This window comes from Cyanobium sp. Cruz-8D1, from assembly GCF_024345975.1.
GTDB lineage: Bacteria > Cyanobacteriota > Cyanobacteriia > PCC-6307 > Cyanobiaceae > Cyanobium.
This window is the reverse complement of record NZ_JAGQCD010000003.1, coordinates 35,544-59,099: the sequence shown is the minus strand read 5'-3', so window position 1 is coordinate 59,099 and position 23,556 is coordinate 35,544. Positions and strand designations below refer to the sequence as shown.

Below are 23,556 nucleotides of genomic sequence, written 5' to 3'. Positions count from 1 at the left end.
CTGCGGCAACGAAATCCTCGGACAACTTGCCCCGTTCGTTTGCTCTGTAGCCCATGAGCTTGTTCTCTGCTGCAGTGGCCCAGGCCGCTGCATTGCCTTCCCTTGGCCTCCTGCCGCCGCCGGCGTTGGCCCATCGCTCGGTCGTCATCGTTGCCGCTGGTGGCCGTGATCTCGTCTGGCCCCAGGAGCGCATCGCCTCTGCTCTCCTCCAGCGCTCTGGCGGCCGGCCTGTCCATCTGTTGCTGCATGGCGGTGCCCGTGGTGCGGATCGTGCCATCGGCCGTGCCGCCCAGCAGCTCGGCTGGCGGGTCCAGGCCCTCGCCGCTGATTGGCGCCGTCATGGCCGCGCTGCCGGGCCAATCCGCAATCGCCTTCTGCTGGAGCAGGCCCTGGTCGAGGCCCAGGCCCACACCTCCCCGGCATTCAGCGCTTCGGTGCTGGTGATCGCCTTCCCCGGTGGGGCAGGCACGGCCTCTCTGGTGCAGCAGGCCCGTCGCTGCTCCTCCCGTTCGCCGGTGCCGGTGGTGGTGATGGAAGTGCCGCCGCCCTTCTCGCCGGAGCCCCTCGCCGCCTGAGCGGCGGTCGCCGCCTCGTTCTTCTCGTCCCTCATCCGCATTCACCACCCCATGGCCGTTCTCACCGCCCCCATCGCTCCTCTCACCCCGGCTCTCCCGCAGGCCGCCGGGCCTTCCTGCTCCCTGCAGCGATCAGGCTCGCTCTGGCAGCTGGGGATCGAGGCCCAGGAGCTCACCACCGCCATCGGCCAGCTGGCTGAGCAGCTGGAAACTGATGACCCTGATCAACGCGCCTCAGCCCTCGCCGAACTGGAGGCTGCCCTGCTCGCCGAGGAGGGCAACAAGCAGGCCCTCGCCGCCAAAGCCGATGCCACCTGCTGGGTGATCGAGCATCTGCGCGGCCAGGCCGCCTACCGCCAGCAGCAGGCCAAGCGCCTCACCGATCTGGCCCGCTCCGATGCCTCGCGGGCCGATGCGCTCGAGGAGTCGCTGGTGTTCGTCCTCACCCAGCTGCAGCCCAGCTCAACCCGCTTCTCCTTCCCCAATCACGAGATCAGCAGCCGCAAGTCCGCTGCCGTCGTGATCGACGACGAGCAGGCCCTCGATTCCGAGTGGCTCACTGTCACCACCACCAGCAAGCCGGACAAAGCCGCCATCAAGGACGCCCTCAAGGCCGGCCGCCAGATCACCGGCGCCCAGCTCCTCTCCCGCCGCTCCTGGCGCATCTGCTGAGGGGCCATAGGCCCCCCGCATATGGGTCCCGGCCAGGCAGCCGGGGCTCCTTCTCCTTCCCCCTCACACCATTGCTTCCATCGCCATGACCGTCGCCGCTCCTTCCGCCAACGGGGCCAGCACCACCAGCCGGCCCGCTGCTGCTCGACCCAGCCAGAGGCCGCCATCGGCCCTGGAGCTGATCCGCTCCGCTGATCGCACTGGGAACGCTGCAGCACCAGAGCAAGCACCAGCCTCGGCACCCGAGGCCCCCCAGGCTCCGCCTTCCGGCTTCTCCCCCGAGCAGCTCGCCGCTCTTTCCGCCCCCCTGGATCGGGCCAACGTCCGCCAGCGGGAGCAGGGCCGCAGCCGCGTGAGCTATCTCGAGGGTTGGCAGGTGATCGCGGAAGCGAACCGCATCTTTGGTTTCGACGGCTGGCAGCGTCAGACCATCGCCGTCCGCTGCGTGGCCCAGGCCGAGCGATCCATTGGCCGGGACCAGAAGCCTGGCTGGGGCGTCACCTACACCGCTCGTGTGCGCGTCACCGTCACCGCCGGTGGCCTGACACCCCTGGTTCGCGAGGGCAGCGGCGCCGGCCACGGCATCGACGTGGACCTGGGCCAGGCCCATGAATCCGCCCTCAAGGAAGCCGAGACCGATGCCATGAAGCGGGCATTGATGACTTTCGGGAACCCGTTTGGCCTTGCCCTCTATGACAAATCGCAGCGGCAGATCAGCAGCGCAGCGGGCCAGGGTGATGGAGCCCAGCGGCCAGGCGGGCAGCGATCTCCTCTGAGTCGGCCGGCGGCGGGGAATCCCTCTTCCGTCGCAGCATCCCCGGCCCCGACGCAACCGCCATCAGCCCCGGCCGACCCCGGCCAGGTGGCCCTCGATGCCGAGACGATCCAGCACCTCCACAGCACCCTGCGGGCTCTCCCCCGGCCCCAGCTGGAAAGCCTCACCCGGGCCTTCCGCAAGCGGTTCCAAGTGCCCGAAGAGGCGGTGACGATCGCCGATCGGATCAACCAGAAGTGCCACCACGACTGGATTGAGGCGTTTCTCGTCCAGCAGTAGTCATCGGCAGTTGGGGGCTCCACCGGCCTGGGGCCCCATCGGATCGCCCGACTATCCCAGGGTCAGCCAGCTGCACAGGTCTGGGGCTCGAGCGAGAGCTCGGAGAGCTGTTCAGCCACTTGATACCGGACTTCCTCACTCTGCTGACTCAGCGGCAGCACCTCCAGACATGGGCTCCCAGAAGTGAGGCTGATCTCCTGGCCCTTCATCAATGGCAGAAGCCTGGGATCCTCAAAGTTGGCGCTGGTCGCAAAGACCAGGTGCCTGTCGTGATCCGCATCAAAGACGTAGCCCACGACGTAGAACGTCCCGTCGGAACTGGTCGCGCTGGTCACCACCTCGTGGAGAAAAGCTCGGGTTGGTTGCATCGCCATCGCTTGGACTCCTCTTCAAGCGAGGGGGCTGGTGCTGCACCACAGCCGCACCCTTGAGGGTGTGGTTCGGTGCACGGCGGTTTCACTCGATCGCTTCTGGCAGAGCGAGGGGCGGAAGGAAGTGGACTGGTCGGGCGGCGTGGAAGGCCCGGAATCACTGGCCATGGGCTGACTGCAAAGTCATGAACAAGGGACCGCATGGGTAGAAGCAGAGGGCTCGAACTCCCCCCGGCCTTTCTCGTTCCGAAAGGCCGGCCCCGCGGACTTCAAGGTCTAACACCGGGTTTTGGGGGCGGACACCACCGGTAGCGTCAAGCGGCTTTACGACTTGCCACATTTGGTGGTCAGCCGTAGAATCGCCCCACTTGGAGGGTTGGCTCCGAGAGTTGTCGCGATAGGGCATCCCGAGAACCGCCATAACCTGCCGCCAGACCCGAAATTGAGAGCCCCTGCGCCGCAACGGTTCTCATTCGTTCTCAATAAAGGCTTGTGCCAGTCGAAAAACTGGTTCCCCGTATCGCTTTGCGCCGCGCCCAGGCCATGCCGAGCAAGCGCGAGCCCATTCCAGCGGCGCTCCTTGCTAGTACGCTTGTACTTCCGTGGAGTCGCTGATGGCGCTTCATCGTCCCCGCTCAGTAGGGCCTGTCGATCGAATCGATCTGCCAGCCGAAGAGTGGCCCTTCCTGGACCAGGAGGTTCTGGTGCAGGCCAGGAGCCGCAAGGTCTGCATGACCTGCCACTGGTTTCAGCACCAAGCTGGTGTCAACTGCATCCCCCTGCTCACCTGCCAGCTACACCAGGGCCTGATCGCCCACGGCGAGCACCTCACCAGCCGCTGCCAGGGCTGGACCGACGACATGGCCCGCCAGGCGAGCAGGGCACCAGACGTGGCTTGATCTGCCATGGACGACGAGCACGCTGCAACTCGGCTGGGCCGGCTGAACTGCATCGATCCACCAGAGGAGGTGCGTCAGGCAGGGGGCGGTCATGGGGGGCTGGCCATGGGGCTGGCGATCACGCCACCCGGCCTGCCCCGGCTTGCGCACCGCGCAAGGGCTGACGCGAGTCGCTCCGCTGCGCTGCGCGACCCTTGCGCGGCGCTGGCGGCGCCGGGGCTCAACGGCGGTGTCGTTCGCCAGCCCAGCCATGGCCGCCACTCCCCTGGTCCGCGCCTGCCCGATCCGCATCATCTCGGTGCACTTGCTCGATGCCGCCGGCCAGCTGCTGCGGGTGCTGTTCCTCGATCGCGAGGGCCACATCAGCGCCCAGCCGCACTACGTGCCCAGGGCCGAGGCCCTGATCCTGGCCTCCAATCAGCAGCGGGTGCTTGGGCCCCAGGCCAGGGTGCACGTGCTCTGAGGCGCCATCGCCTCTCCCGGCTGGCACTGCCGGCCGGGATTTACCGGATTCCAGTCGCAGGGTTCCGCCTGGCGACCGGGCTGGGTATAAACCGGAGGCACCTTCCAGCTGATGCTCAACTACACCGCCGCCTCCCATCGTGGCAACGATGGCCCCACCAGCACCTGGGGCATCAGAGGGGGGCGCGCACGGGGAACCGGAGGTTGGTGAGCATGCCAATCCCTGGGTTCAATCGGTATGGATTGCTACCTGACGGAGTTTACGGATGCACGATGTCAGAAGTGGAGGCAGCACTGGCATGGAATGAGCAACGCCGCAGGCTGACTGATTCGCTGCAGGCGTTCATCAGAGATGAGCTCCTGGATCGCTTCACAACGATTCCGCCACTTGTGCTCGATGGCAGCTATGTCACCTCAGAAGAGCACCCAGCAAATATCAACCTCGTGATTGAGCTGCAGGGCCTGCCAAGTGAGCAGCAATGGGAGGGGCAAATGCTGTACGTGCGCAACGCCGAGCTCTTTGGCACCTACAACATTGACATGCGACCCAGTCTGGAGAGGCTTGGCCAGGACTTTGTCAGCTATTTCCGCTCCTGGGATCCCAAAAAGGCGCTTGAAAAGGAACTTGATTGCCAGCTCGTCAAGAAAGGGCTGCTGAGGTTGATGTCATGAGCAGCTGGATCGGCATCGTCGAGGGCAAAGCCCGCATCATCCACCGAGAGCTCCTGGCAGCGCGAGAACTGGCCGTGCAGCTGGGCAAAGACCCTGAGATGGTCAGCACACCGTATTTCGAGCTGCTCGCCAGGCTCTATCGCGACGAATTCCCCTACGCATCACTGGCTGATCAGGCCGATCTGGTCGCTCGATTCACTGGGCCAGGTGTGATGACCCACGAGCCGCCCATCTCCCTTGTCACCGGTGCCTTCTCAAAGCTGCGCACCCAGATTCAGAAGATCGCCAAATCGATCGCAGGTCTCAGCGAAGAGAAGCGCGTTCGCTGGCCGGCAGATCTGGATCCGTATCTCTCAGGACTGGCCTATGGAAGCCTGGTCGTGGGAATGCGGGTCCCGAGGCCAGATGATGTCGGCGCCCAGGGACAACTGGTGCTTGAGGGAGTGACCGATGGCCTCTATAAAGCCGTGCGCGAAGCGGTGTGCAGCCTCCCCCTGATTCCCAGGCTCATCAAAGATGAAGCCGTCAGTGAGGATGTCTATTCCCTGTTTCCAGACCCAGCAGTTCGCGACACCGTCATGGTGGCGGCCCAGAAGCTTGCGCCCACTCCCAGGAGCAAGGCCATCACCGAGCTGTTCCTCAGTTGTCCTGGGGAAAGCCAGGTGGCGCCCGCGGCACTCACCCGAGAGAGCGGCAAGATCCTGCAGCGATCCTTGGATCAGGCATCAGGGCAGCGCTTCCGGGGGACTGATGCCTTCGAGGGGGTGGTGCGGGAGATCGACCTGGATGCCCTGCGCTTTGAGATCCGAGGAGCCCGGTATCAGCGCGGCATCCGCTGCATCTACGACGAACGGCACAAAGGGCAGGCGCGCGAGATCCTGGACTGCACTGTCCGGGTCAGTGGTAGCTACGAGGCCGCGGCCGATGAGCAGCCCAGGCTTGTGGCGGTGGAATCGATCGAGATCCTCAAGAGACCCCCAGAGCAGATGGCCCTGTTGGGGCAGTGATCCCGTCTCAGACGCCTGCCACTCTCTGAAGCTCAGCTCAGCCCCACGTACACCGGCTGGAACCACTGCATCCGCCGGCTCTGACGCTTCTCGCCATGCAGCACGGTGTGCCAGTGGCCGCGGCGCCAGTGGGGCCGACGCGAGACGCCGCTGCTGGTGCCAGCCGCGGACCCTTCTGATGGGGCCCTGGGGGTGCGATCGAGCCGGAAGTCCTTGCCGATCCACACCGGCCCCTGGGGCGTCACGGTGCCGGTGTTGTCCGCGCTGCCAGCCGAGAAGCCCTTGCCACTGGGTACCTTGGCCGCCGGGCCGGTGGTCAGCAGTTCCGGCTGGTAGAGCTGCACCAGCAAGGCGTTGATCGCCAGGCCCTCCATCCGCTGGTTGGTGCTCTGCACCGCCTGCTCATCCCACTGCCAGGCCGGATGGCTCAGGTCCTCCACGGTGGGCTGTCGTTCACCGATCTGCTGGAAGGAATGGCGGGTGAGGTAGCTGGCGCCATCGAGGGCCAGGCCGACGCAACTGATGCCGCTGATCCGCTGGGCCTCGGCCGGCAACCAGTCGGCCATCGCCCGCAGATCGGCCACGATCACCACCGGGATCGGCACCCCGTCTTCTGTGAACAGGGCGCCATCGGGAAGCATCAGCCGGAAGCAGGGCAGCACCAGCGGCAGCTCGTCATCCAGGCGGGGCGAGGGTGTGCGGCGGAAGGCCTCCGCCAGCTCCGGTGCCAGGAAGCGAGGCGGAGCTTCGACGATCCGCGCCCAGCGGCAGGTGGTGGCGGCCCAGAAGCCGATTGGATCGGCCAGCTCGTTCATCACCTCGGCGCCGGCCTCGATCAGGGTGGCGTAGGCCAGGTGATTGGCCCAGTGCTGAAAGCCCCGCGGCGAGCGGTAGCGATGCTGCTCCTGCTGGATGTACGGATCCTGGCGGCGCAGTTCCGTGATCACCGTGCCAATCGGGGGCAGCTCCGCCTGACTGGCCCGGATCGATTCAGGCGTCAGCCGGCTCATCGAGGCGTGAGCGGCGGGTTGCCCGGCTGGATCTCGAGGTTGGTCAGGTTCACCTGGGTGGTAACACCATCGGCCCAGCTCACCGTTGCCACCACCACCGGGCTGCTGGGGGTGATCGGCCCAATGGCGCTCACCGTGCCCCGCGCGAATGGTCCGCTGCTGGTGGGGGCCTCAGGGCCGCTCACCATGGCCATCGACTGCAGGAAGGCCCGGGTGAAACGAACGGTGTCGCCGATCTGCAGGGGTGCGCTCACGGTGCTCGCTGGAGGGCGTGACCCATCCTGACCGGATCACGGATGCTGGGTGCACTGCTCACACCCAGCCCTGCCGTGAAGGACATCCGGATCACCACCCAGGACGACCTGCCCGGGCCCGATGGCGACGAGCCCTACGACACGTTCGTCAACCAGACCGAGTACGGGAACGCCCGCTTCCTGCGCACCAACGTGCTCTCGGCCCGGCCCGACCTCAAGAAGTACACGTCCCTGCGGTTCCAGCAGGACGTCAAGCGCCACCCCGATGCCGCTGGGGCCGGGCAGGACGTGGTGCTGGTGTTCATGGAGGCCCTGGAGCTGGAGCCGCCACTCACCCTGGTCTGCAGCGACATCCACCTGGCGATGGAGGGCTATCCAGTGGAGCAAGGCGCGGTGATCGAGATCCCACTGCTGCCGCCGGGCTCCCGAGGGCCAGCCAAGGGTTTCGGCTGAGGGGTCTGGGGCCCTGCCCCGCTGGCGCCGATACCGTGGGGGCCCTGCTCTCCCCTCGGCCCGGCGATGCCAGCCCATGCGCTCCTGCCGGCTGTGAACCGTCTGCTCAAGCAGGTGGAGGAGACCAGCGGACTGCCGGTGGCAGTGGCCCAGCAGAGCGACCTCAGCACCCTGGCCACCCTGCGGCCGGCGACGCCAGAGCACCAGGCGCACGTGATCGCCTATCGCGATGCCGACGAGGCAAGCAGCTACCACGTGGCCTTTGAGGCCGCCCTGCTGCTGCGGATCGTGCAGGTGCCCCCCGAGCAGCGGGTGAACCTCACCGAGAAGCGCGAGGCCAGGGAGAAGGTGGTCGCGCAGGTGGAGAAGCTGTTCAAGGGCCGCCTTGGCCTGGCCCAGGCCCGGCAGGCAGGGCTGCGCTTCTACGACGGGCTGATGGTGCAACTGCGCTCGATGGGCCCAGGGTTGTGGGCTGATCGCTGGCTGTTCGAGCAGGTGCCGGAACTGCGGGGCCTGCAGGCGGCGGTGCTGCAGAGCCAGGTGCAGGGCAATGTGCCCTGCCTCAATGCCGAGGTCGACAAAATGAGCCCCGCCGATGTGGTGAAGGCCAGCCGGGCGATGAACGCCGCCTATGCCTTCCAGGCCGCCGAGCTGGTGGGTATCCCTCCCCTGGCGATCCCGTACCAGGCAGCAGGGTTTGAGGCCCTGGCCAAGGAGCTGATCGCCATCACCCGCGCCGAGCCCACCACTGCCGATCCGGACCGGGAGATCGTTGATGGCTGGGCCGAGAAGCTGGGCCTCTCGCGTTGGTACGTCTGGAAGACGCCCTGATGGAAGGCACGGCGTTCTCGATCGAAGAGGCCAGCTTTGATGCCTCCCTGCTGCCCGAGGGCAGCCGCACGCCTGGCAGCGAGGCCTTCCACCGGGCGGTGACCGACTACTTCAAGAAGTCGTATGCGTCGATGGGCGGTCAGCTGTCGGTGGTGTTCGCCGCCGGCCGCATCGAGGTGGCCTGGGAGCCGGCAGCGCCTGAAGCACCGGCGATGGCCACCATCGGCCCGCTCCTGCAGCAGCGCCGGTTCGATGAGGCCCGGCCGCTGCTGGAAACCCTGCTCCAGCTGCAGCCCGAACACCCGGAGGCCCTTTACAACCTGGGCGTCCTCGCCAGCGAAGAAGGCCGGCTGGAGGAGGCCCGTCTGCTGCTGCGCCGGGCGGTGGTCGCCAATGCCCCCGATGCCCACGCCCAGGCCAATGCCCAGGTGGCCCTGGCACTGGCCGCCATGCGGCTGGGTGACAAGGCAGAAGCCCGCCAGGCCCTGGAGGCAGCGATCGAGGTGGAGCCAGGCAACAGCTTTGCCCTCCGCAGCCTCGGCAGCCTGCTAGTGATCGCCGGGGCCTATGCGGCAGCGGTGGAGCGCTTCCGCCAGGCACTGAAGGCGGCACCGGACGATCTGATCGCCACCTTCAACCTGGCCCAGGCCTTGCTGGAGCTGGATCCAGACGAGCACCGCGACGAGGCCGATCGGTTGCTGCTGCGGGTGATCGAGGCCCAGCCCTATGGCGAGCTGGCCAACAAAGCCAAGGACCTGCGCAGCAGCATCGCCAGACGCGACCTGCGGGCTGACCAGCCCGATGGGCTGCGGCAGGACGCCGTGAGCTACTGCCTCCAGGCCCTGCGGCTGTTTGAGGGGATGGATCAGCAGCGCTTCCTGGCGGTGCTCAGCGAGGTCGGGGCCGTGGGCCAGGGGGGTCTGCAGATCAACGAACCCGGCACCTCCCGCAGCCTCAAGACCCTCCCCGGCAGCTGGAGCGATCTGGCCCTGGCCTGTCTGATCCACGTGGGGATGAAGCGGCTGATGCCCGATGAGGACTCAGGGCTGGGGATCGGGGCGGAGTACGAGGAGGCGGTGCGGTTGCAGAGCTCGTAGGCCAAAACAATGCACAGGCTGCATAGTTTTGGCCTTGGCAGGCAGACCCTTGAGAAGCCTGGCTGCGCCTGCGCTGCCCTGGCGGCAGACTGGGTGCTGCGGCCTACACCAAGAGCCGCTCATCCCGAGCCCCAGCTAGATCGGCTGTACCACCCTGCCCATGAGAGACCTGGCCCGTGCCATCGCTGAGCAGGCTGAGCTGGCAGCAAAGAGCTTCTACCGCTTGGTCGTGGTAGCCGGTCCCCCAGGGAGTGGAAAAACCATCGCTTTCAACGAGCTCCAAGTAGCCAGGGGTTGGAGCCTGCTGAACCTCAACAAAGTTCTTTCCGAGCGCCTGCTGGATCTCACAAGCAAACAAAGACGACTGCGCACAGCAGACATTGTCAGGGACTTAATCGAAGAGCAGGGCAATCAAACGGTAACCATGCTGGACAATATTGGCCTGCTCTTTCACCCTGCCCTGCAGCAAGAGCCGATGCTGGCGCTCCAACGAGCATCTAGGAATCACACCGTCATCGCAGCCTGGCAAGGGGAGGTCGTCGCTGGGAAACTCATCTACGGCTCGCCTGACCACCCAGAGTATCGACGCCTCGATGTCAAGGATGTTCAGATCGTGACCGCCAATGGTCACTGCCTCGCAGGAGCATGAAGACATGAAATATTCCGACCTGATTCAGTTTGATCCGATCGAAACGGTTGTTCAGCTCAACGAAGCTGAACGCAATGACCAAGCGCTCAGGCTGGTGCAGACCTTTGTGATCTCTGATCGCATGGGTGAGCAGCTGGAGAGTGTGATCTTCCAGCAGCTTCAGTTCCAGGAGCCTGCGGATAACAAAGGTCTCCTGGTTGTCGGCAACTACGGAACAGGTAAGTCGCACCAGTTAGCGGTGATCTCCGCGGTAGCCGAGAAGGCTGAACTGGCAGAGAAGCTGACAAACCCTGCTGTCGCCAAGGCGGCGGAGAAGATTGCGGGACAGTTTGTCGTCATCCGCGCCGAGATCAACTCCTCAATGTCGCTCCGACAATTTGTTCTGGAGAGCCTTCAGGAAGCATTGGCGGAACGCGGGGTCCATTTCGAGATCCCACCCGAGGATCAGGTCAAAAACCACAAGGAGGTCTTCGCCGCGATGATGGCGGAGTTCACCAAGGTCTTCCCTGACAAGGGCCTGTTGTTTGTTCTCGACGAGCTGCTCGACTACCTGCGCTCGAACCGAGAGCAAGAGCTGATGCGGAACCTCAACTTCCTGCGTGCCATCGGGGAGTTCTGCAAGGGTTCACGCTTCCGCTTCATCGGCGGGGTCCAGGAAAGCCTGTTCGACAATCCCCACTTCCAGTTTGCTGCCGACAGCTTGCGGCGCGTCAAGGATCGCTTTGAGCAGATGCGCATCGCTCGTGAAGACGTGGCCTACGTCGTGGCACAGCGCATACTGAAGAAGGACAGCAAACAGCAGGCCTTGGTGCGTGAGCACTTGCAGGGCTTTACCCAGCTGTACGCCACGATGAATGAGCGGCTGGAGGAATTCGTCCGCCTCTACCCGGTTCATCCCGCTTATCTCGACACCTTTGAGCGGGTCTACGCGGCCGAAAAGCGGGAAGTCCTCAAAACCCTCAGTGCGGCCATCCGCTCTCTTTTGGATGAGGAGGTACCTGGTGATGATCCAGGGTTGATCGCCTACGATTCCTACTGGCAGACGCTGAAGGACAACCCCTCCTTCCGCTCAGTCCCGGACATCCGCGACGTCATCGATAAAAGTGACGTGCTGGAGGCACGCATTCAGCAGGCCTTCACAAGGCCGCAGTACAGGCCAGCTGCCCTGAGGATCATTCATGCCCTCTCCGTTCATCGGCTGACAACCGGTGACATCTTCACACCGATGGGTGCTACGGCAGAAGAGCTCCGCGATGATCTCTGCCTGCTGCTTCCACTTCCGGAACAGGACGCAGACTTCCTCAAGTCAACCGTTGAAACCGTTCTGCGCGAGATCCTGAAAACGGTCAGCGGCCAATTCCTGTCGTTTAATCCAGAGAATGGTCAATACTATCTTGATCTCAAGAAAGACATCGACTTCGACTCGCTGATTGACAAGAGAGCCGAAACCCTTGATGACAGCAAGCTCGATGAATACTACTTTGATGCCCTGCGCCGAGTGATTCTCGAAGAACCGGACGCGCCGGCTTATGTCAGCGGCTATCGCATCTGGGAGCACGAACTGGAGTGGCGGGAGCACCGCGCCGGCCGCAGCGGCTACTTGTTCTTTGGGGCGCCGAATGAGCGCTCCACTGCTCAGCCGCCCCGGGATTTCTATCTCTACTTCCTGCAGCCCTACGAGCCGCCGTACTTCAAGGACGAGCGGAAGGCCGATGAAGTGTTCTTCCGGCTGAAGCCTGGCGATGACGCCAGCTTCCATTCCGCGGTGAAGCTCTACGCCGGGGCGCGCGAGATGGCGCTCACCGCCTCGGGCAGCAACAAGAAAATCTACGAGGACAAGGCGATGCAGCAGCTGCGTTCCCTCACGCAGTGGTTGCAGCAGAACCTGTCCAGCTGCTGTGAGGTCACCCACCAGGGCACTGCGCAGCTGCTGGGGGAACGCCTCAAGGGCGGTCTGGCCCGCTCAGGCGATCGAGGCGGCGTGAAGGATGCGGTGGATGCAGCCGCTGCCTCCTGTCTCTCTGCCTGCTTCGAGAACCAGTGCCCGGATTACCCGGTGTTCACCACCACGATCACCCGCGACAACCGGGAGCAAGCGGCCCAGGACGCTTTGCGCTGGATCGCGGGCAGTGTGAAGGGCAAGCTCGGGGCCTCGGTGCTCGATGCCTTGGAGCTGCTGGATGGTGACCAGCTCCGCCCCAGGGATTCGCGCTACGCCAAGCAGGCGCTGAAACAGCTCACCGACAAAGGTGAAGGCCAAGTTCTGAACCGTTCAGAGCTGGTCGGGGAGGAGGCGGGAATTGAGTACTGGACGCGGTTCCGGCTGGAGCCGGAGTTCCTGGTCGTGGTACTCGCCGCCCTGGTGCACAGCGGTGACCTGGTCCTGAGCATCACCGGCAAGAAGATCGATGCCAGTGAGATCGACCTGTTTGGCAAGACCAGCGTCAAAGATCTGCTGCAGTTCAAGCATGTGGAGCGCCCCCGGGATCTGCCCCTGGGGCCGCTCAAGGAGCTGTTCGAGCTGATCAACCTGCCGCCCGGCCTGATCGCCAACGCAGCGAAGCGGGACGAGGCGGTTGCCCAGCTGCAGAGCACGGTGGCCTCCTTGGTGGAAAAGGTCGTCACTGCTCAAGGGCAACTGGCCGATCTCGCCCTTTGGGGGAGGCCCCTGCTCTCCGAACAGGAACAGGGCGAGTGGCTGGCGGCGCTGCAGAACCTCCAGAAGTTTCTCGAGTCACTGCAGCCCTTCAACTCCGCCGGCAAGCTGAAGAACTTCCCGCATACCGCTGAGGTCATCACCGGCCAGAAGCAGCCGTTGGCCTTGGTCCGCGAGGTCGGTGAGCTGCTCAGCCTTGTGCAGCATGTGGGCCCGCTGACTGCTTACCTGGGCACGGCTGAGGCGGTGCTCCCTTCTGATGACGCCTGGGTTCAGGGTGTTGCCGTCCAGAAACGTGAGTTTCTGGCCAAGATCACCAGCCCCAAGCACCGCGCCGATGCCAACTTCCAACGCCAGCTCGGCCAGAGCCTGGCCCAGCTGAAAGCCACCTATCAGGACAACTACCTCGACCGTCACGCCAAGGCTCGCCTGAACCAAGCCGATGATCAGCGCAAGGTGCGGCTCACCCAGGACCCGCGCCTGAAGCAGCTGCAGCAGCTGGCCAAGGTCGAGATGATGCCCGCCCAACAGCTGCAGGACTTCCAGAACAGGTTGTTCGGTCTCAAGACCTGCTTCAGCCTGGGACGTCCCGATCTGGAGCAAAGCCCCGTCTGCCCACACTGCCAGTTCCGCCCAGCGGAAGAGCCCGCGGCGGCGACCACCAAGCCAACGCAGCTCATCAGCTCACTGGATGAACGGCTCGACAGCCTGGGGGCCGACTGGTGCCAGCGGCTGCTCAGCAACCTGGAAGACCCAACGGTGAGCGACAACGTGCAGCTCGTCACCGACAGCAGCGGTAAGGCAGCGTTGAAGCAACTTATCGCGAGCCGCGAACTACCGGAGCCGATTGAACCGGCCCTACTGAAGGCCCTTCAGGAGGTGCTCCAGGGCCTGGAGAAGGTGGTGCTCACAGAGGACCAACTGCGCTCGGCTCTGACCTCGGGCGGGCTGCCCTGCACCCTCGACGAGCTGAAGGACCGTTTTGCCGACTACCTGAACGAGCGCACCAAGGGCAAGGACAAGGCCAAGGTCCGTCTGGTTCTGGAGTAGGTGATGCCAGTACCGACTACACATATCAGCCAGGGCAGCTGCAAAGCAGGCTGGGCCCTCAGCCTGAGTGACCGAGCAAGTCACCGGCCATGTGACCGCGCATGTCACCGAGCAAGTGGAGCAGCGCCAATGAGCCACCTGCGACGAGGCACTTCACCAGCTCAAGGCCACGTCTGAACACACGCCTCTGGTCATCCAGCCAAGCCGACAACCCACCGCTTTCAACACTGCAGCCATGCCAAGCACCACAGAACAGGAACAGCAAGGCACCCTGGAGCTTCAGCAAGAGAGAGGGCAAAGCGGTCCGGTGGAATGCCTCGGCCTCACCTTCGAGAACGATCAGGCGCGGCGGGAACACTTCCTGGCGCTTCTGAAGGACAAGCTGCAGGACCCGGAGTTTCGTAAAACACCGGGCTTCCCTCAAGGCAGCGATGAAGCAATCCTGCGGATGTCGGATCCGCCGTATTACACCGCCTGCCCAAATCCCTTCCTGGAAGACTTTGTCCGCTGCAATGGCAAGCCATATGACCCGGATGAGGTCTATGAGCGGGAGCCATTCGCCGTTGATGTGAGTGTCGGGAAAACTAATCAGCTCTACAAGGCACACGGTTATCACACCAAGGTTCCCCACTTAGCGATCGTCCCCTCGATCTTGCACTACACCAAGCCTGGGGACATCGTCCTGGATGGTTTTTGTGGATCAGGGATGACAGGTCTTGCGGCTCAGTGGTGTGGGACTGCCCCCCTGGCGTACCGCCAGGAACTTGAGGCGCTTTGGCAAGTGGAAGGCCATGAACCGCCCGAATGGGGCGTACGACGAGTAGTCCTAAATGACCTTGGACCGGCAGCATCTTTCATCTCGGCCGGGTACAATCTTCCCTTTGATCCGGCAGCTTTTGAGAGAGAAGCTCAACGGATTCTGGATGAGGTTGATTCTGATCTTGGCTGGATGTATGACGTGCCTCACTCGGAAAGCAATGCCAAGGGAAGGATTAACTTCACGGTGTGGAGCGAGGTCTTTACATGTCCTGAGTGCGCTGGAGAGGTAAACTTTATCGAAGAAGCTCTCGACCTGGCTACCAAAAAGACGCGGGACTCCTTTCCTTGTCCGCATTGCAGCTCTCATCTTAACAAGGACAAGCTCGAGCGAACTTTCGAGACTCGCGTTGATCCCGTCACAAAAGAGACTTGGAAGAGGATCGCCCTCAAGCCTGTATTTATAAACTATAATATTGGCGCGAGAACTTGTGAGAGGCCAGTAACCGAGGCCGATCTTGGTATTCTCGCGAGAATTGATGCCCTAGCATATCCACCTGATGTTGCTAGCCTGCCTTTCCCAATTGGGGAGATGTATCACGGTTCGCGATTGCAGCCGAAGGGGTTTACCAGAACTCATCACCTATTTCTCCCTCGTGCCATTCATTCTTTGGCTGCGGTTTGGAGAAAGGCGAATGAGGTCAGGGACCTAGGTACTCGCAGGGCGCTTCTGTGGTTTGCCGAACAGGCGATATGGTCGATGTCGGTGCTAAACCGATACAGGCCTACAGGATATTCACAGGTTGGGCAAAGTCTCACCGGGGTGTATTATGTCGCGTCGCAGACCGCCGAATTAAGCCCATGGTACATACTTGCTGATGAGCATAAGCGAAATACCAAGGTTGATCGAATTGTTAAATGCTTTGCCCCGACTCCAGTTGCTTCAGGGGCAGCCATGGTTCAAACGGGAACCTGTGCCGCAATCGGCATCAAGAATAATTCAGTAGACTATATCTTTACGGATCCACCGTTCGGGGAAAATATATACTACGCGGATCTCAACTTTCTTGTTGAATCCTGGCATGGAGTGACTACCTTTGCTGGCAGCGAAGCAATTGTTGACCAAGCCAAGCAAAAGAAAGTGCCGGATTATCAAGCGCTTATGCGTCGCTGCTTTGAGGAGTACGGCAGGGTCCTGAAGCCAGGTCGCTGGATGACAGTTGTTTTTAGTAACTCGAGTAACGGGATTTGGCGAGCCATTCAGGAGGCAATGGGTGCAGCAGGGTTTGTAGTTGCCGACGTGCGGACGCTTGACAAGCAACAAGGATCCTATCGGCAGGTCACAAGCTCTGCAGTGAAGCAGGATCTGGTGATATCCGCCTACAAGCCTACTGAAGCTCTGCGGCAACGCTTCGAGATCGGACAATCATCTGCTGATGGGGCTTGGGCCTTCGTACGCGAGCATCTTCATAACGTTCCAGTGTTCGTTGGTCGTTCCAATGAAGTCGAACTTGTGGTTGAGCGAACGCCTCAAATGTTGCTGGATCGCATGATCGCCTTCCATGTCCAGCACGGCATCAGCGTGCCTCTTTCTGGTCCGGAGTTTCTGCAGGGTCTTCAGCAACGCTTCCCTGAAAGAGATGGCATGTACTTCCTGCCAGATCAGGTCACGGAATACGACCGCAAACGCACCACCGCTACACAGCTGCGCCAGCTCAGCTTCTTTGTCAACGATGAGCACAGTGCGATTCAGTGGATCCGGCAGCAGCTGCAGGACAAGCCGCAGAGCTTCCAGGATCTGCAACCGCAATTCATGCGCGAGCTTCAGGCCTGGGCCAAGCACGAGCAGACCGTAGAGCTCAAGGTGATCCTTGAGCAGAACTTTCTGCATTACGACGGACGCGGCCCAGTGCCGAGCCAGATCCACAGCTATCTCTCCACCAACTTCAAAGATCACCGGAATCTCGACAAAGAAGATTCCAGACTCATCGAGAAGGCCCGAGACCGCTGGTACGTTCCAGATCCCAACAAGCAGGCCGATCTCGATCAGATCCGCGAACGCGCCCTGCTCAAGGAGTTCGAAGAAATCAAAGAGAGCAGTCAGCGCCGCATCAAGCAGTTCCGCACGGAAGCCGTGCGGGCCGGCTTCAAGGCCTGCTGGCAGGAGCGGGATTACGCCACCATCGTCAAGGTGGCGGCCAAGCTCCCAGAGGCGGTGCTGCAGGAGGACGAGAAGCTCCTCATGTACATCGACAACGCCCAGACCCGGTTGGGCGACGACGCATGAGCTTCGCGGCCGGCGACTGGTGTCACTCGCTGGATCACGGCGAGCCCTGCCGGGTGATCGCCGTGGAAGACCTCTGGGGCATCCCCACAGCCCAGATCTGGCTGTCCCGCCGAGACGCTGTGGTCCGTCTCCCTGTTGCGCGGCTGCAGACCCTGGAGCAGGCCAGCCCCACCAGCCTCGAGCAGCTCAGCTTTGTGGCCGCTGCGGCTCGCATCCTCGATGCCTTTGAGCACGACGCCCTGGTCGCACCACTGGAGGGTTCCGTCATCCCCCTACCGCACCAGCTCCAGGCGCTCCAGCGCGCCATGGCAGGAGATCGGGTCCGCTATCTCCTCGCCGATGAGGTTGGCCTGGGCAAAACGATTGAGGCGGGCCTGATCATTCGTGAGCTCAAGGTCCGCGGCCTGGCCAAGCGGTTTCTCGTGGTGGCTCCTGCCGGTCTGGTCAGCCAGTGGGTCAGCGAGCTCGACACCCACTTCAATGAAACCTTTCACCTCGTCCAGCCCGGCAACTTCGGCGCTTGGCGCCAGCTGCTCGGTGTCGGCCCCGAAGAAAACCTCTGGAAGCAGCACAACCAGGTGGTCTGCACCCTTGATTCGGTCAAGCCGATGGACTCTCGCCGCGGCTGGAGTGCGGAGCAGGTGGCCCGCTACAACCGCGAGCGTTTCGACGACCTGATCAACGCCGGCTGGGATCTGGTGGTGATCGACGAGGCCCATCGCCTCGGCGGCTCCACAGAAACTGTGGCCCGCTTCCGACTCGGTGAAGGGCTCGCCCAGGCCTCTCCCTACCTGCTGCTCCTCTCCGCCACCCCGCATCAAGGGAAGACCGATGCCTTCCGCCGTCTGCTCGGCTTCCTCGATCCCGATGCCCTCCCCGACGACAGCTCGGTCACCCGGGAGAACGTCGCCCCTTACGTGATCCGCACCGAAAAGCGCCGGGCCATCAACGACAAGGGAGAGCCCCTGTTTCAGCCGCGTCACACCCAGATCGTCTCCGTCGCCTGGGACAGCGCCCGGCTGGAGCAGCGGGTCCTCTACGACGCCGTCACCGAGTACGTGCGCGAGGGCTACAACCAAGCCCTGCGTGACAAGCAGCCCGCCGTTGGCTTCCTGATGATCCTGATGCAGCGGCTGGTCACCTCCAGTACCGCTGCCATACGCACCGCCCTGGAGCGGCGCCTGCAGGTGCTGGAGCTGCCCACCGGCCAGCTCACGCTGTTTGGGGAAGACGTGGGCGAGGACTGGGCTGAGCTGGAGGGGCAGGAGCAACTCGAAACGCTGCTGAACAGCCGCCTCAAGGAGCTCAAGAACGAACGGGCCGAGGTGGAGCTACTGCTCTCCGCCGCCCGCCGCTGTGAGGCCCGGGGTCTCGACGTCAAAGCCCAGGCTCTGCTCGACACGATTCAGCAGCTGCAGCGAGACGAGAACGACCCAGCCCTCAAGGTGCTGCTGTTCACCGAGTTCGTGCCCACCCAGCAGATGCTGGCGGAGGTGTTGGAGCAGCGTGGTTATCCGGTCGTGGTGCTCAACGGCTCCATGAACCTGGAGGAGCGCAAGAGCGCCCAGCGGGCCTTCGCCAACGAGGCCCAGATCCTGATCTCCACCGACGCCGGCGGCGAAGGTCTGAACCTGCAGTTCTGCCACGTGATCATCAACTACGACCTGCCCTGGAATCCGATGAAGCTGGAGCAGCGCATCGGTCGGGTGGATCGCATCGGCCAGACACACATCGTGCGGGCTCTCAACTTTGCTCTGGAAGACACCGTCGAGCTGCGGGTGCGTGAGGTGCTGGAGGAAAAGCTGGAGCGGATCCTGCAGGAGTTCGGCGTCGACAAGCTCTCCGATGTGCTCGATTCGGAAGAAAACGGTCTCGACTTCCAGCAGCTCTATGTCAACGCCGTTCTGACGCCAGAAGAGGCGGAAGCGCGGGCAGCGGCGCTCGCCGAGGCGATCCGCGCCCGGGCCCTGTCTGCCCATGAGGGGGCCTCCCTGCTCTCCAGCTCCGAGGAGCTCGATCCCCAGGCCGCCCAGCGCGTGGCCGGCCATCTGATGCCCTTCTGGACCGAGCGCATGACCCTCTCCTGGCTACAGACCCAGGCCGAGGCCGGTGGGCAGGTGCGGCCCAACCCTGCTGGTGGCCTGGATCTGCACTGGCCCGATGGCCACCGCGACCTCAGGGCCACCTTCAGCCGGCAGAGCGCCAAAGAGGCAGGTCTGGTCCACCTCAGCCTCGAGGAGCCGAGGCTGCGCGCCCTCACGGCAGCCTTGCCCCCCAGGGCCCCGGGCATGACCGTGCCGGTGTTGCACCTTCCCGAACTCGCCGGCAAGGTGTCGGGGATCTGGTCGCTCTGGCGGGTCGCTGTGCAAACCAGCGAGGGCCGCAGCCAACGCATGCTGCCGCTCTTCCTCTCCAGCGAGGGCAAGCTGCTGGAGCCCACGGCCCGCCTGATCTGGGAGCGGCTGATCAGCCTCGAAGGTGGGCTGCAGCTCCTGGCAGAGGCTCAGCTCTCGCCTGCAGAGGCAGCTCAGGCCTACGACCGCAGTCACCAGCAGGCCCAGCAGCAGGGCAGGCCGCTCTTCGATGAGCTCCAGGCCAAACACCAGCAGAAGCTGGAGCGCGAGCGCCGCAAGCAGGAGCTGGCCTTCTCGGCCCGGCAGCGCGCGATCGAGCAGCTGGGACTGCCCCAGGTTCGCGACTTCCGCCGCGCCCAGCTGCAGCAGGAGGAGCAGCAGGGGCGGCAGGAGTTCCAGCGGCGCCAGGAAACCCTGCCCTCGCTCACGCTGCTGCAGCTGGTGTCCCTGGCACCCGCTTCAGCCTGATGGCAAACCCGGACCCTGCGGCGAGTTGGCGCCAGCCGCTACTGGAGTGCTTCACCAGCGAGAGCGCCACCGCCAGTCGGCTCACCGTGGTCAACGATCCCGACCAGCTGTTCGCCGAACCTGTCCTCCGCTCGCTCCTGGCCGAGCGGGGTTATGAGCTGCTGGCCTACGACGACCCCGTCGCCTTTCGCTACCTGTTTGAGCATCGCTGCCGGCCGCGCTGGGAGGCAGGAGAGTCGCTCCATGTCGTTGTCGTGAACGGCGGCGAGGCCTCGACCCGCACCGTTCTCCCCTACGACCTGCTCTCAGAGGCCCGAGCCACCCAGCGCGAGTTCAGCTTCAGCCTGCCGAGCCTGTTTCCCAGTCTCGACCCCAACGTTCTCTCTGAGCTTGAGCCCAGCCAGTTCGATGCGCTGAGTGTGGCCCTGCAGCGGGCGAACCCCGGTCAGCTGGGGGCGAATGCCACCAAGGACTTCCTCCTCAACGAACTCTTTGGAGTGGTGCCTGGCCAGATCCAGCAGCCGGCTGACCTGCTCCGTGTTCTGCTCCGGCGCCATCTCCGCCAGCAACAACTGCCGCCGCTGCTCGATCAGCGCCTGCTGGAGCAGCTCTGCCTCCAAAAGCAATGGCGGGAGTGGCCCCTGGAGCGCCTGCTGCCCAACCGGGCTGCCTTCTTCTCCTTCCTGCAGGAGCGCTGGCCCCTCTTTCTCCAGTCCAAGGGGTATCCGGTTGTCCCTGGGCGTGAGCTGCCGGCTCCGCAGCTCCCCGGGCCCGAGCTGCTGCCCTTTGACCACGACGACATCCGGGTCTTCATCGACAACCTCTTTGCCGAGGGCCTGCTGGAGCCCACCACAGCGATTGCTGCCGACGCGGTGCCCACGGGCTGGATGCGCCTCGGTGTGGTGGGCAAACAGGAGGAGAACGCAGCTCTCCGGCTGCAGCGTCTTCTGCCGCTGTTGGAGGAGGCACTTCCAGGCGCTACTGCAACCCACGAAGACTGGGAGCTGTTCGCCCTTCGCTGGGCAGAAGCCCAGGTGCTGCAAACGGAGCTCAGTGGCTCCCTGAGCCCGCAGACCAGCTCCCAGCTCGCTCGTCTGCAGCTGGCCCTGGAGGAGCGCTTCGGGGACTGGATGCTCCAGCGCTACAGCGCGTTGTCGTCGCTGCCGCCTATCCCCCGTCCCGTCACCCTCGACAAGGTCGCGCACTTCCTGGGCCACCAGCGGGATGGTGACACCAAGCGACTCGCCCTGGTGGTTGTCGATGGTCTCGCTCTTGACCAGTGGCTGCTGCTGCGGGACTCCCTGGGTGGGCTCGATCTCAAGGAGAGCGTCTGCTGGGCCTGGGTGCCCACGATCACCTCCGTCTCCCGGCAGACGATCTTCGCGGCGGAGCCGCCGATGTACTTCCCGCAGAGCATTGGCACGACCGACAAGGAGCCCAAGCACTGGGAGCGCTTCTGGGCAGAGCAGGGTCTGCAGGGTCCCGCTGTGGCCTACGTCAGGCAAGGGTCACAGGAGCCGGACAGCGAGCTGCTGGAAAAGGTCAAGGCAGCCGCATCTCGCTCAAGCTGCCGGGCGCTGGGCATCGTTGTCGGCAAGGTCGATGAAATGCTCCACGGCGTTGTCACCGGTCTGGGTGGGTTGCATGCCCAGGTGCGGCAGTGGAGCCAACAGGGTGCCTTCCGCGCCTTGATCGATGCACTGCTGGAGCAGGGCTTCACCGTGTACGTCACCGCAGATCACGGCAACGTTGCTGCCAAGGGGATCGGTCGTCCCAACGTGGGCACCGTCCCCGAAGAGAAAGGGGAGCGGGCCTGGGTGTTCCGCGACGAGGTGCTGCGGGCGCAGGTGCAGCAGGCTCTCCCCAGCGCTCTCCTGTGGCCTGGTCCCGGACTGCCAGCTGACTATTCCGTGTTGCTGCCCCGCGGGGTCGATGCCTTTCTCGCCCAGGGCAAGGAAACCCTCGGCCATGGAGGCATCGCACTGGAAGAGGTTCTGGTTCCCTTCGTGCGCATCCAGGAGCCCGCATGACGAGGCGCAAAACCATTGGCTTTGATCGGCGGCTGGCGCTCGACTGGCTGGAGGCCACGGCCAGCCGAGTGGCGGCCGGCGACTCGCTGGAAGAGGTCAGGGCCGGAATGTGGGACTACCTCGAAGGGAAGGTGAGCGGGGACAAGTTCAACAGCGATCGTGGCAAGACCATGACGGTCCTCACCAGGATCTGGGCCAAGGTCCCTCCTGCTGTTGAACCCCTGAAGACCCGCGCAGTAGCCGCCTTTCAGGCGTCAAAAGCGCGTGATCATCTCGCCCTGCATTGGGCCATGGCGATCGCCTGCTATCCCATCTTCTCCGATGTCGCCGGAACGGCAGGGCGGCTGCTCACGCTCCAGGACACCTTCTCCCTCGCCCAGCTCACCAACCGGATGGTGGCGCAATGGTCCGAGCGTCCAGTGCTGGTGAAGTCCACACAGCGGATCATCCGTTCGCTTGTCGACTGGGGAGCCCTTGCGGACACCGAGACAAAAGGCGTTTATGGACGAGCCCCAAAGACTCTGTCCGTCTCCAGAGAGATTGCGCTGCTGGTGTGCGAGGCGCTCCTGCTCGACAATGAGCACCACTCCCTGCCCGCCAACCAGCTTCTGGATCATCCGGCCCTATTCCCATTTACTCACTCGCTAACCATGGCAGACCTCAGAGAAGAGTCCGTCTTCGATGTGCATCGTCAGGGGATCGATGGCGATATGGTTGAACTCAGGTCGCCACAAGCCAGCTAGCCAGCGATCACAGGCTGCCCAGGAGGCGGCAACTCATAGTCTTTCGCTCCTTTGGTCATGTTTTCGCGAGAGGTTGTCACTCTCAAGTTGCTTGGGTGATGCTGCCCTCCGAGCGCCAGCGGCTTGATGTGGTCAACGTGATAGGCGATATGGCCTGCGGCCTGATTGAGCGAGTCCCTGAGTTGATAGAGATCTGAAATAATTTCTTTTTCTTCCTCTGTCAGCAAAGGTGTCTGGGCTCTCAGCCGTGTTTTTCTTCGCTCGAGATATTGCGCCGTCTTCAAGCGGTTAGGCTCATGAACGGCCTCGGGCTCAGGGCAGCAGTGCTGGCTCACATCCACAACTGGCTCTGTCATCTCCCACATTTGCAGCCGCAGCTGCTGAGAGCACCACTGGTGAAAGCGGGTGTCACCTTGAAGATCAATGACGTCTCGAAAGCGCGTCACCTCATAGATGAAGTCACGTTCGAGCTTCTCTCCTGTCCAGCGGGTCCAGCAGCGAGCCACGAGACGCGTGGGCTTGTTCGACCAGATGAACAGAGTTGGCAGCTTCCAGTCTTCCTCCCCCTTTGCTGGGCCGCTGCGAGCGTAGGTCCGATCTCCCGCTCGGGTAACAAGTCCTCGATTGTTCGATTGGATGAGCCTGAACTTCATAGCTGTCTCCCCGAGCAAGATCAGCGATTCTTCCTTGGCAGAGGAATGCCAAGGTCGATTGCGATCAGCTCAAAGCCCCTCTCATTCTTGAACGGCTCAATCTCTTCTTGAAGGCGTTTGAGCTTGACCTTTTCCCAGGTCGAGCTTGCATCGTGATGCTCCCTGATGAACTGCTGGGATAGGGTGTAGAACTCTGGCTGTTCAGCGCCAGTGCTGCCGTCGTTCTTGCCGTAGAAGCTTCCGATGTTTAAGAAGGCGACGATCAAGTAATCGAAGGCATTCAGGCTTTTCTCTTTGACAGGAAACCCTCGGTCGCAGTCGGTCGCGTAGCGACTTTTCACCTGCACGCGAATCTGCGCTTTCTCTGTTGGTCCTGGCTGGTGACGTGGATCTGGATGAAGGCAGATCAAGTCATACCCTTCATTCCCCGGTGGGGCCTTGTAGGTGAGGATGTTGCGCCGCATCAGGTGCCCCATCACCAGGTATTCGGAGCCGGCGGTGACAACCGGCAGCCGTAGCCAGTCTCGTACCGCCTCGCCCATCAGCCATCAGC

The 23,556-nt window shown here is 63.2% G+C and carries 21 protein-coding genes; 16 read left to right on the top strand and 5 right to left on the bottom strand.

The genetic code is table 11. The features are described from left to right. Window positions 1-53 precede the first annotated feature (53 nt). The 3 genes from KBZ33_RS03010 (at window position 54) to KBZ33_RS03000 (ending at window position 2,301) form a co-directional block, all read left to right on the top strand. Entirely contained in the window at window positions 54-575 is a 522-nt protein-coding gene (locus tag KBZ33_RS03010; RefSeq protein ID WP_254950491.1) for an SLOG family protein, read from the top strand. A gap of 51 nt (window positions 576-626) precedes the next feature. Beyond that, window positions 627-1,247 carry a siphovirus Gp157 family protein gene (locus KBZ33_RS03005; RefSeq protein ID WP_254950493.1) on the top strand — a complete coding sequence of 207 codons (621 nt, stop codon included), beginning with the start codon at window positions 627-629 and terminating at the stop codon, window positions 1,245-1,247. A gap of 85 nt (window positions 1,248-1,332) precedes the next feature. Further along, window positions 1,333-2,301 carry an RAD52 family DNA repair protein gene (locus KBZ33_RS03000; protein ID WP_254950495.1) on the top strand — a complete coding sequence of 323 codons (969 nt, stop codon included), beginning with the start codon at window positions 1,333-1,335 and terminating at the stop codon, window positions 2,299-2,301. Window positions 2,302-2,363: 62 nt separating this feature from the next. On the opposite strand, the gene KBZ33_RS02995 is transcribed toward KBZ33_RS03000, so the two are convergent. Next, complete coding sequence (locus KBZ33_RS02995) at window positions 2,364-2,636, bottom strand: hypothetical protein (protein WP_254950496.1); 273 nt, start codon at window positions 2,634-2,636, stop codon at window positions 2,364-2,366. 650 nt (window positions 2,637-3,286) lie between these two features. Between KBZ33_RS02995 and KBZ33_RS02990 the strand changes: the two genes are divergently transcribed. From KBZ33_RS02990 to KBZ33_RS02975, 4 genes are all read left to right on the top strand, one after another. Then, the gene (locus KBZ33_RS02990) at window positions 3,287-3,571 is read left to right on the top strand and encodes a galactose oxidase (RefSeq protein ID WP_254950498.1); all 285 of its coding nucleotides are present in this window, start codon (window positions 3,287-3,289) and stop codon (window positions 3,569-3,571) included. 250 nt (window positions 3,572-3,821) lie between these two features. Then, window positions 3,822-4,034 (top strand): hypothetical protein, encoded by a 213-nt coding sequence (locus KBZ33_RS02985; RefSeq protein ID WP_254950500.1) that lies wholly within the window; start codon window positions 3,822-3,824, stop codon window positions 4,032-4,034. A gap of 212 nt (window positions 4,035-4,246) precedes the next feature. Then, complete coding sequence (locus KBZ33_RS02980; protein WP_396107886.1) at window positions 4,247-4,705, top strand: DUF6932 family protein; 459 nt, start codon at window positions 4,247-4,249, stop codon at window positions 4,703-4,705. Then, window positions 4,702-5,712, top strand: a complete 1,011-nt coding sequence (locus KBZ33_RS02975; RefSeq protein ID WP_254950503.1) for a hypothetical protein — start codon at window positions 4,702-4,704, stop codon at window positions 5,710-5,712. Before KBZ33_RS02980 ends, KBZ33_RS02975 begins: the two co-directional genes overlap by 4 nt. A 32-nt stretch (window positions 5,713-5,744) precedes the next feature. Here KBZ33_RS02975 and KBZ33_RS02970 read toward each other — a convergent pair whose 3' ends face one another. Together KBZ33_RS02970 and KBZ33_RS02965 are read right to left on the bottom strand one after the other, a co-directional pair. Beyond that, the gene (locus tag KBZ33_RS02970) at window positions 5,745-6,722 is read right to left on the bottom strand and encodes a hypothetical protein (RefSeq protein WP_254950505.1); all 978 of its coding nucleotides are present in this window, start codon (window positions 6,720-6,722) and stop codon (window positions 5,745-5,747) included. Continuing rightward, window positions 6,719-6,976: a hypothetical protein gene (locus KBZ33_RS02965; protein WP_254950507.1), complete on the bottom strand. Its 258-nt coding sequence runs from the start codon at window positions 6,974-6,976 to the stop codon at window positions 6,719-6,721. The genes KBZ33_RS02970 and KBZ33_RS02965 overlap by 4 nt, the downstream gene beginning before the upstream one ends. Window positions 6,977-7,018: 42 nt before the next feature. On the opposite strand from KBZ33_RS02965, the gene KBZ33_RS02960 reads away from it, so the two are divergent. The 9 genes from KBZ33_RS02960 to KBZ33_RS02920 all read left to right on the top strand — a co-directional run bounded on the left by KBZ33_RS02960 (window position 7,019) and on the right by KBZ33_RS02920 (window position 22,350). After that, a complete protein-coding gene (locus KBZ33_RS02960) occupies window positions 7,019-7,429 on the top strand; it encodes a hypothetical protein (RefSeq protein ID WP_254950509.1) in 411 nt (136 codons plus the stop codon). Between the two features lie 93 nt (window positions 7,430-7,522). Continuing rightward, window positions 7,523-8,260 (top strand): hypothetical protein, encoded by a 738-nt coding sequence (locus tag KBZ33_RS02955; RefSeq protein ID WP_255011515.1) that lies wholly within the window; start codon window positions 7,523-7,525, stop codon window positions 8,258-8,260. Continuing rightward, on the top strand, window positions 8,236-9,357 hold the full coding sequence (locus KBZ33_RS02950; protein WP_255011512.1) for a tetratricopeptide repeat protein: 1,122 nt from the start codon (window positions 8,236-8,238) through the stop codon (window positions 9,355-9,357). The genes KBZ33_RS02955 and KBZ33_RS02950 overlap by 25 nt, the downstream gene beginning before the upstream one ends. A 160-nt stretch (window positions 9,358-9,517) precedes the next feature. Next, window positions 9,518-10,006, top strand: a complete 489-nt coding sequence (brxF, locus tag KBZ33_RS02945) for a BREX-3 system P-loop-containing protein BrxF (protein ID WP_254950516.1) — start codon at window positions 9,518-9,520, stop codon at window positions 10,004-10,006. A 4-nt stretch (window positions 10,007-10,010) separates the two neighbouring features. Beyond that, the gene (locus KBZ33_RS02940; RefSeq protein WP_254950517.1) at window positions 10,011-13,712 is read left to right on the top strand and encodes a DUF6079 family protein; all 3,702 of its coding nucleotides are present in this window, start codon (window positions 10,011-10,013) and stop codon (window positions 13,710-13,712) included. Window positions 13,713-13,947: 235 nt separating this feature from the next. Continuing rightward, window positions 13,948-16,755 carry a DNA methyltransferase gene (locus tag KBZ33_RS02935; RefSeq protein WP_254950519.1) on the top strand — a complete coding sequence of 936 codons (2,808 nt, stop codon included), beginning with the start codon at window positions 13,948-13,950 and terminating at the stop codon, window positions 16,753-16,755. After that, window positions 16,752-19,577, top strand: a complete 2,826-nt coding sequence (locus KBZ33_RS21445) for a DEAD/DEAH box helicase (protein ID WP_261362202.1) — start codon at window positions 16,752-16,754, stop codon at window positions 19,575-19,577. The genes KBZ33_RS02935 and KBZ33_RS21445 overlap by 4 nt, the downstream gene beginning before the upstream one ends. Then, window positions 19,577-21,607: a BREX-3 system phosphatase PglZ gene (pglZ, locus tag KBZ33_RS02925; protein ID WP_254950521.1), complete on the top strand. Its 2,031-nt coding sequence runs from the start codon at window positions 19,577-19,579 to the stop codon at window positions 21,605-21,607. Before KBZ33_RS21445 ends, pglZ begins: the two co-directional genes overlap by 1 nt. Then, complete coding sequence (locus tag KBZ33_RS02920; protein WP_254950523.1) at window positions 21,604-22,350, top strand: hypothetical protein; 747 nt, start codon at window positions 21,604-21,606, stop codon at window positions 22,348-22,350. The genes pglZ and KBZ33_RS02920 overlap by 4 nt, the downstream gene beginning before the upstream one ends. Here the strand turns inward: KBZ33_RS02920 and KBZ33_RS02915 are convergent. Beyond that, window positions 22,347-23,003 (bottom strand): HNH endonuclease signature motif containing protein, encoded by a 657-nt coding sequence (locus tag KBZ33_RS02915; protein WP_254950525.1) that lies wholly within the window; start codon window positions 23,001-23,003, stop codon window positions 22,347-22,349. The genes KBZ33_RS02920 and KBZ33_RS02915 overlap by 4 nt on opposite strands. A 20-nt stretch (window positions 23,004-23,023) precedes the next feature. Next, entirely contained in the window at window positions 23,024-23,545 is a 522-nt protein-coding gene (locus tag KBZ33_RS02910; protein ID WP_254950527.1) for a hypothetical protein, read from the bottom strand. Window positions 23,546-23,556: the final 11 nt, after the last annotated feature.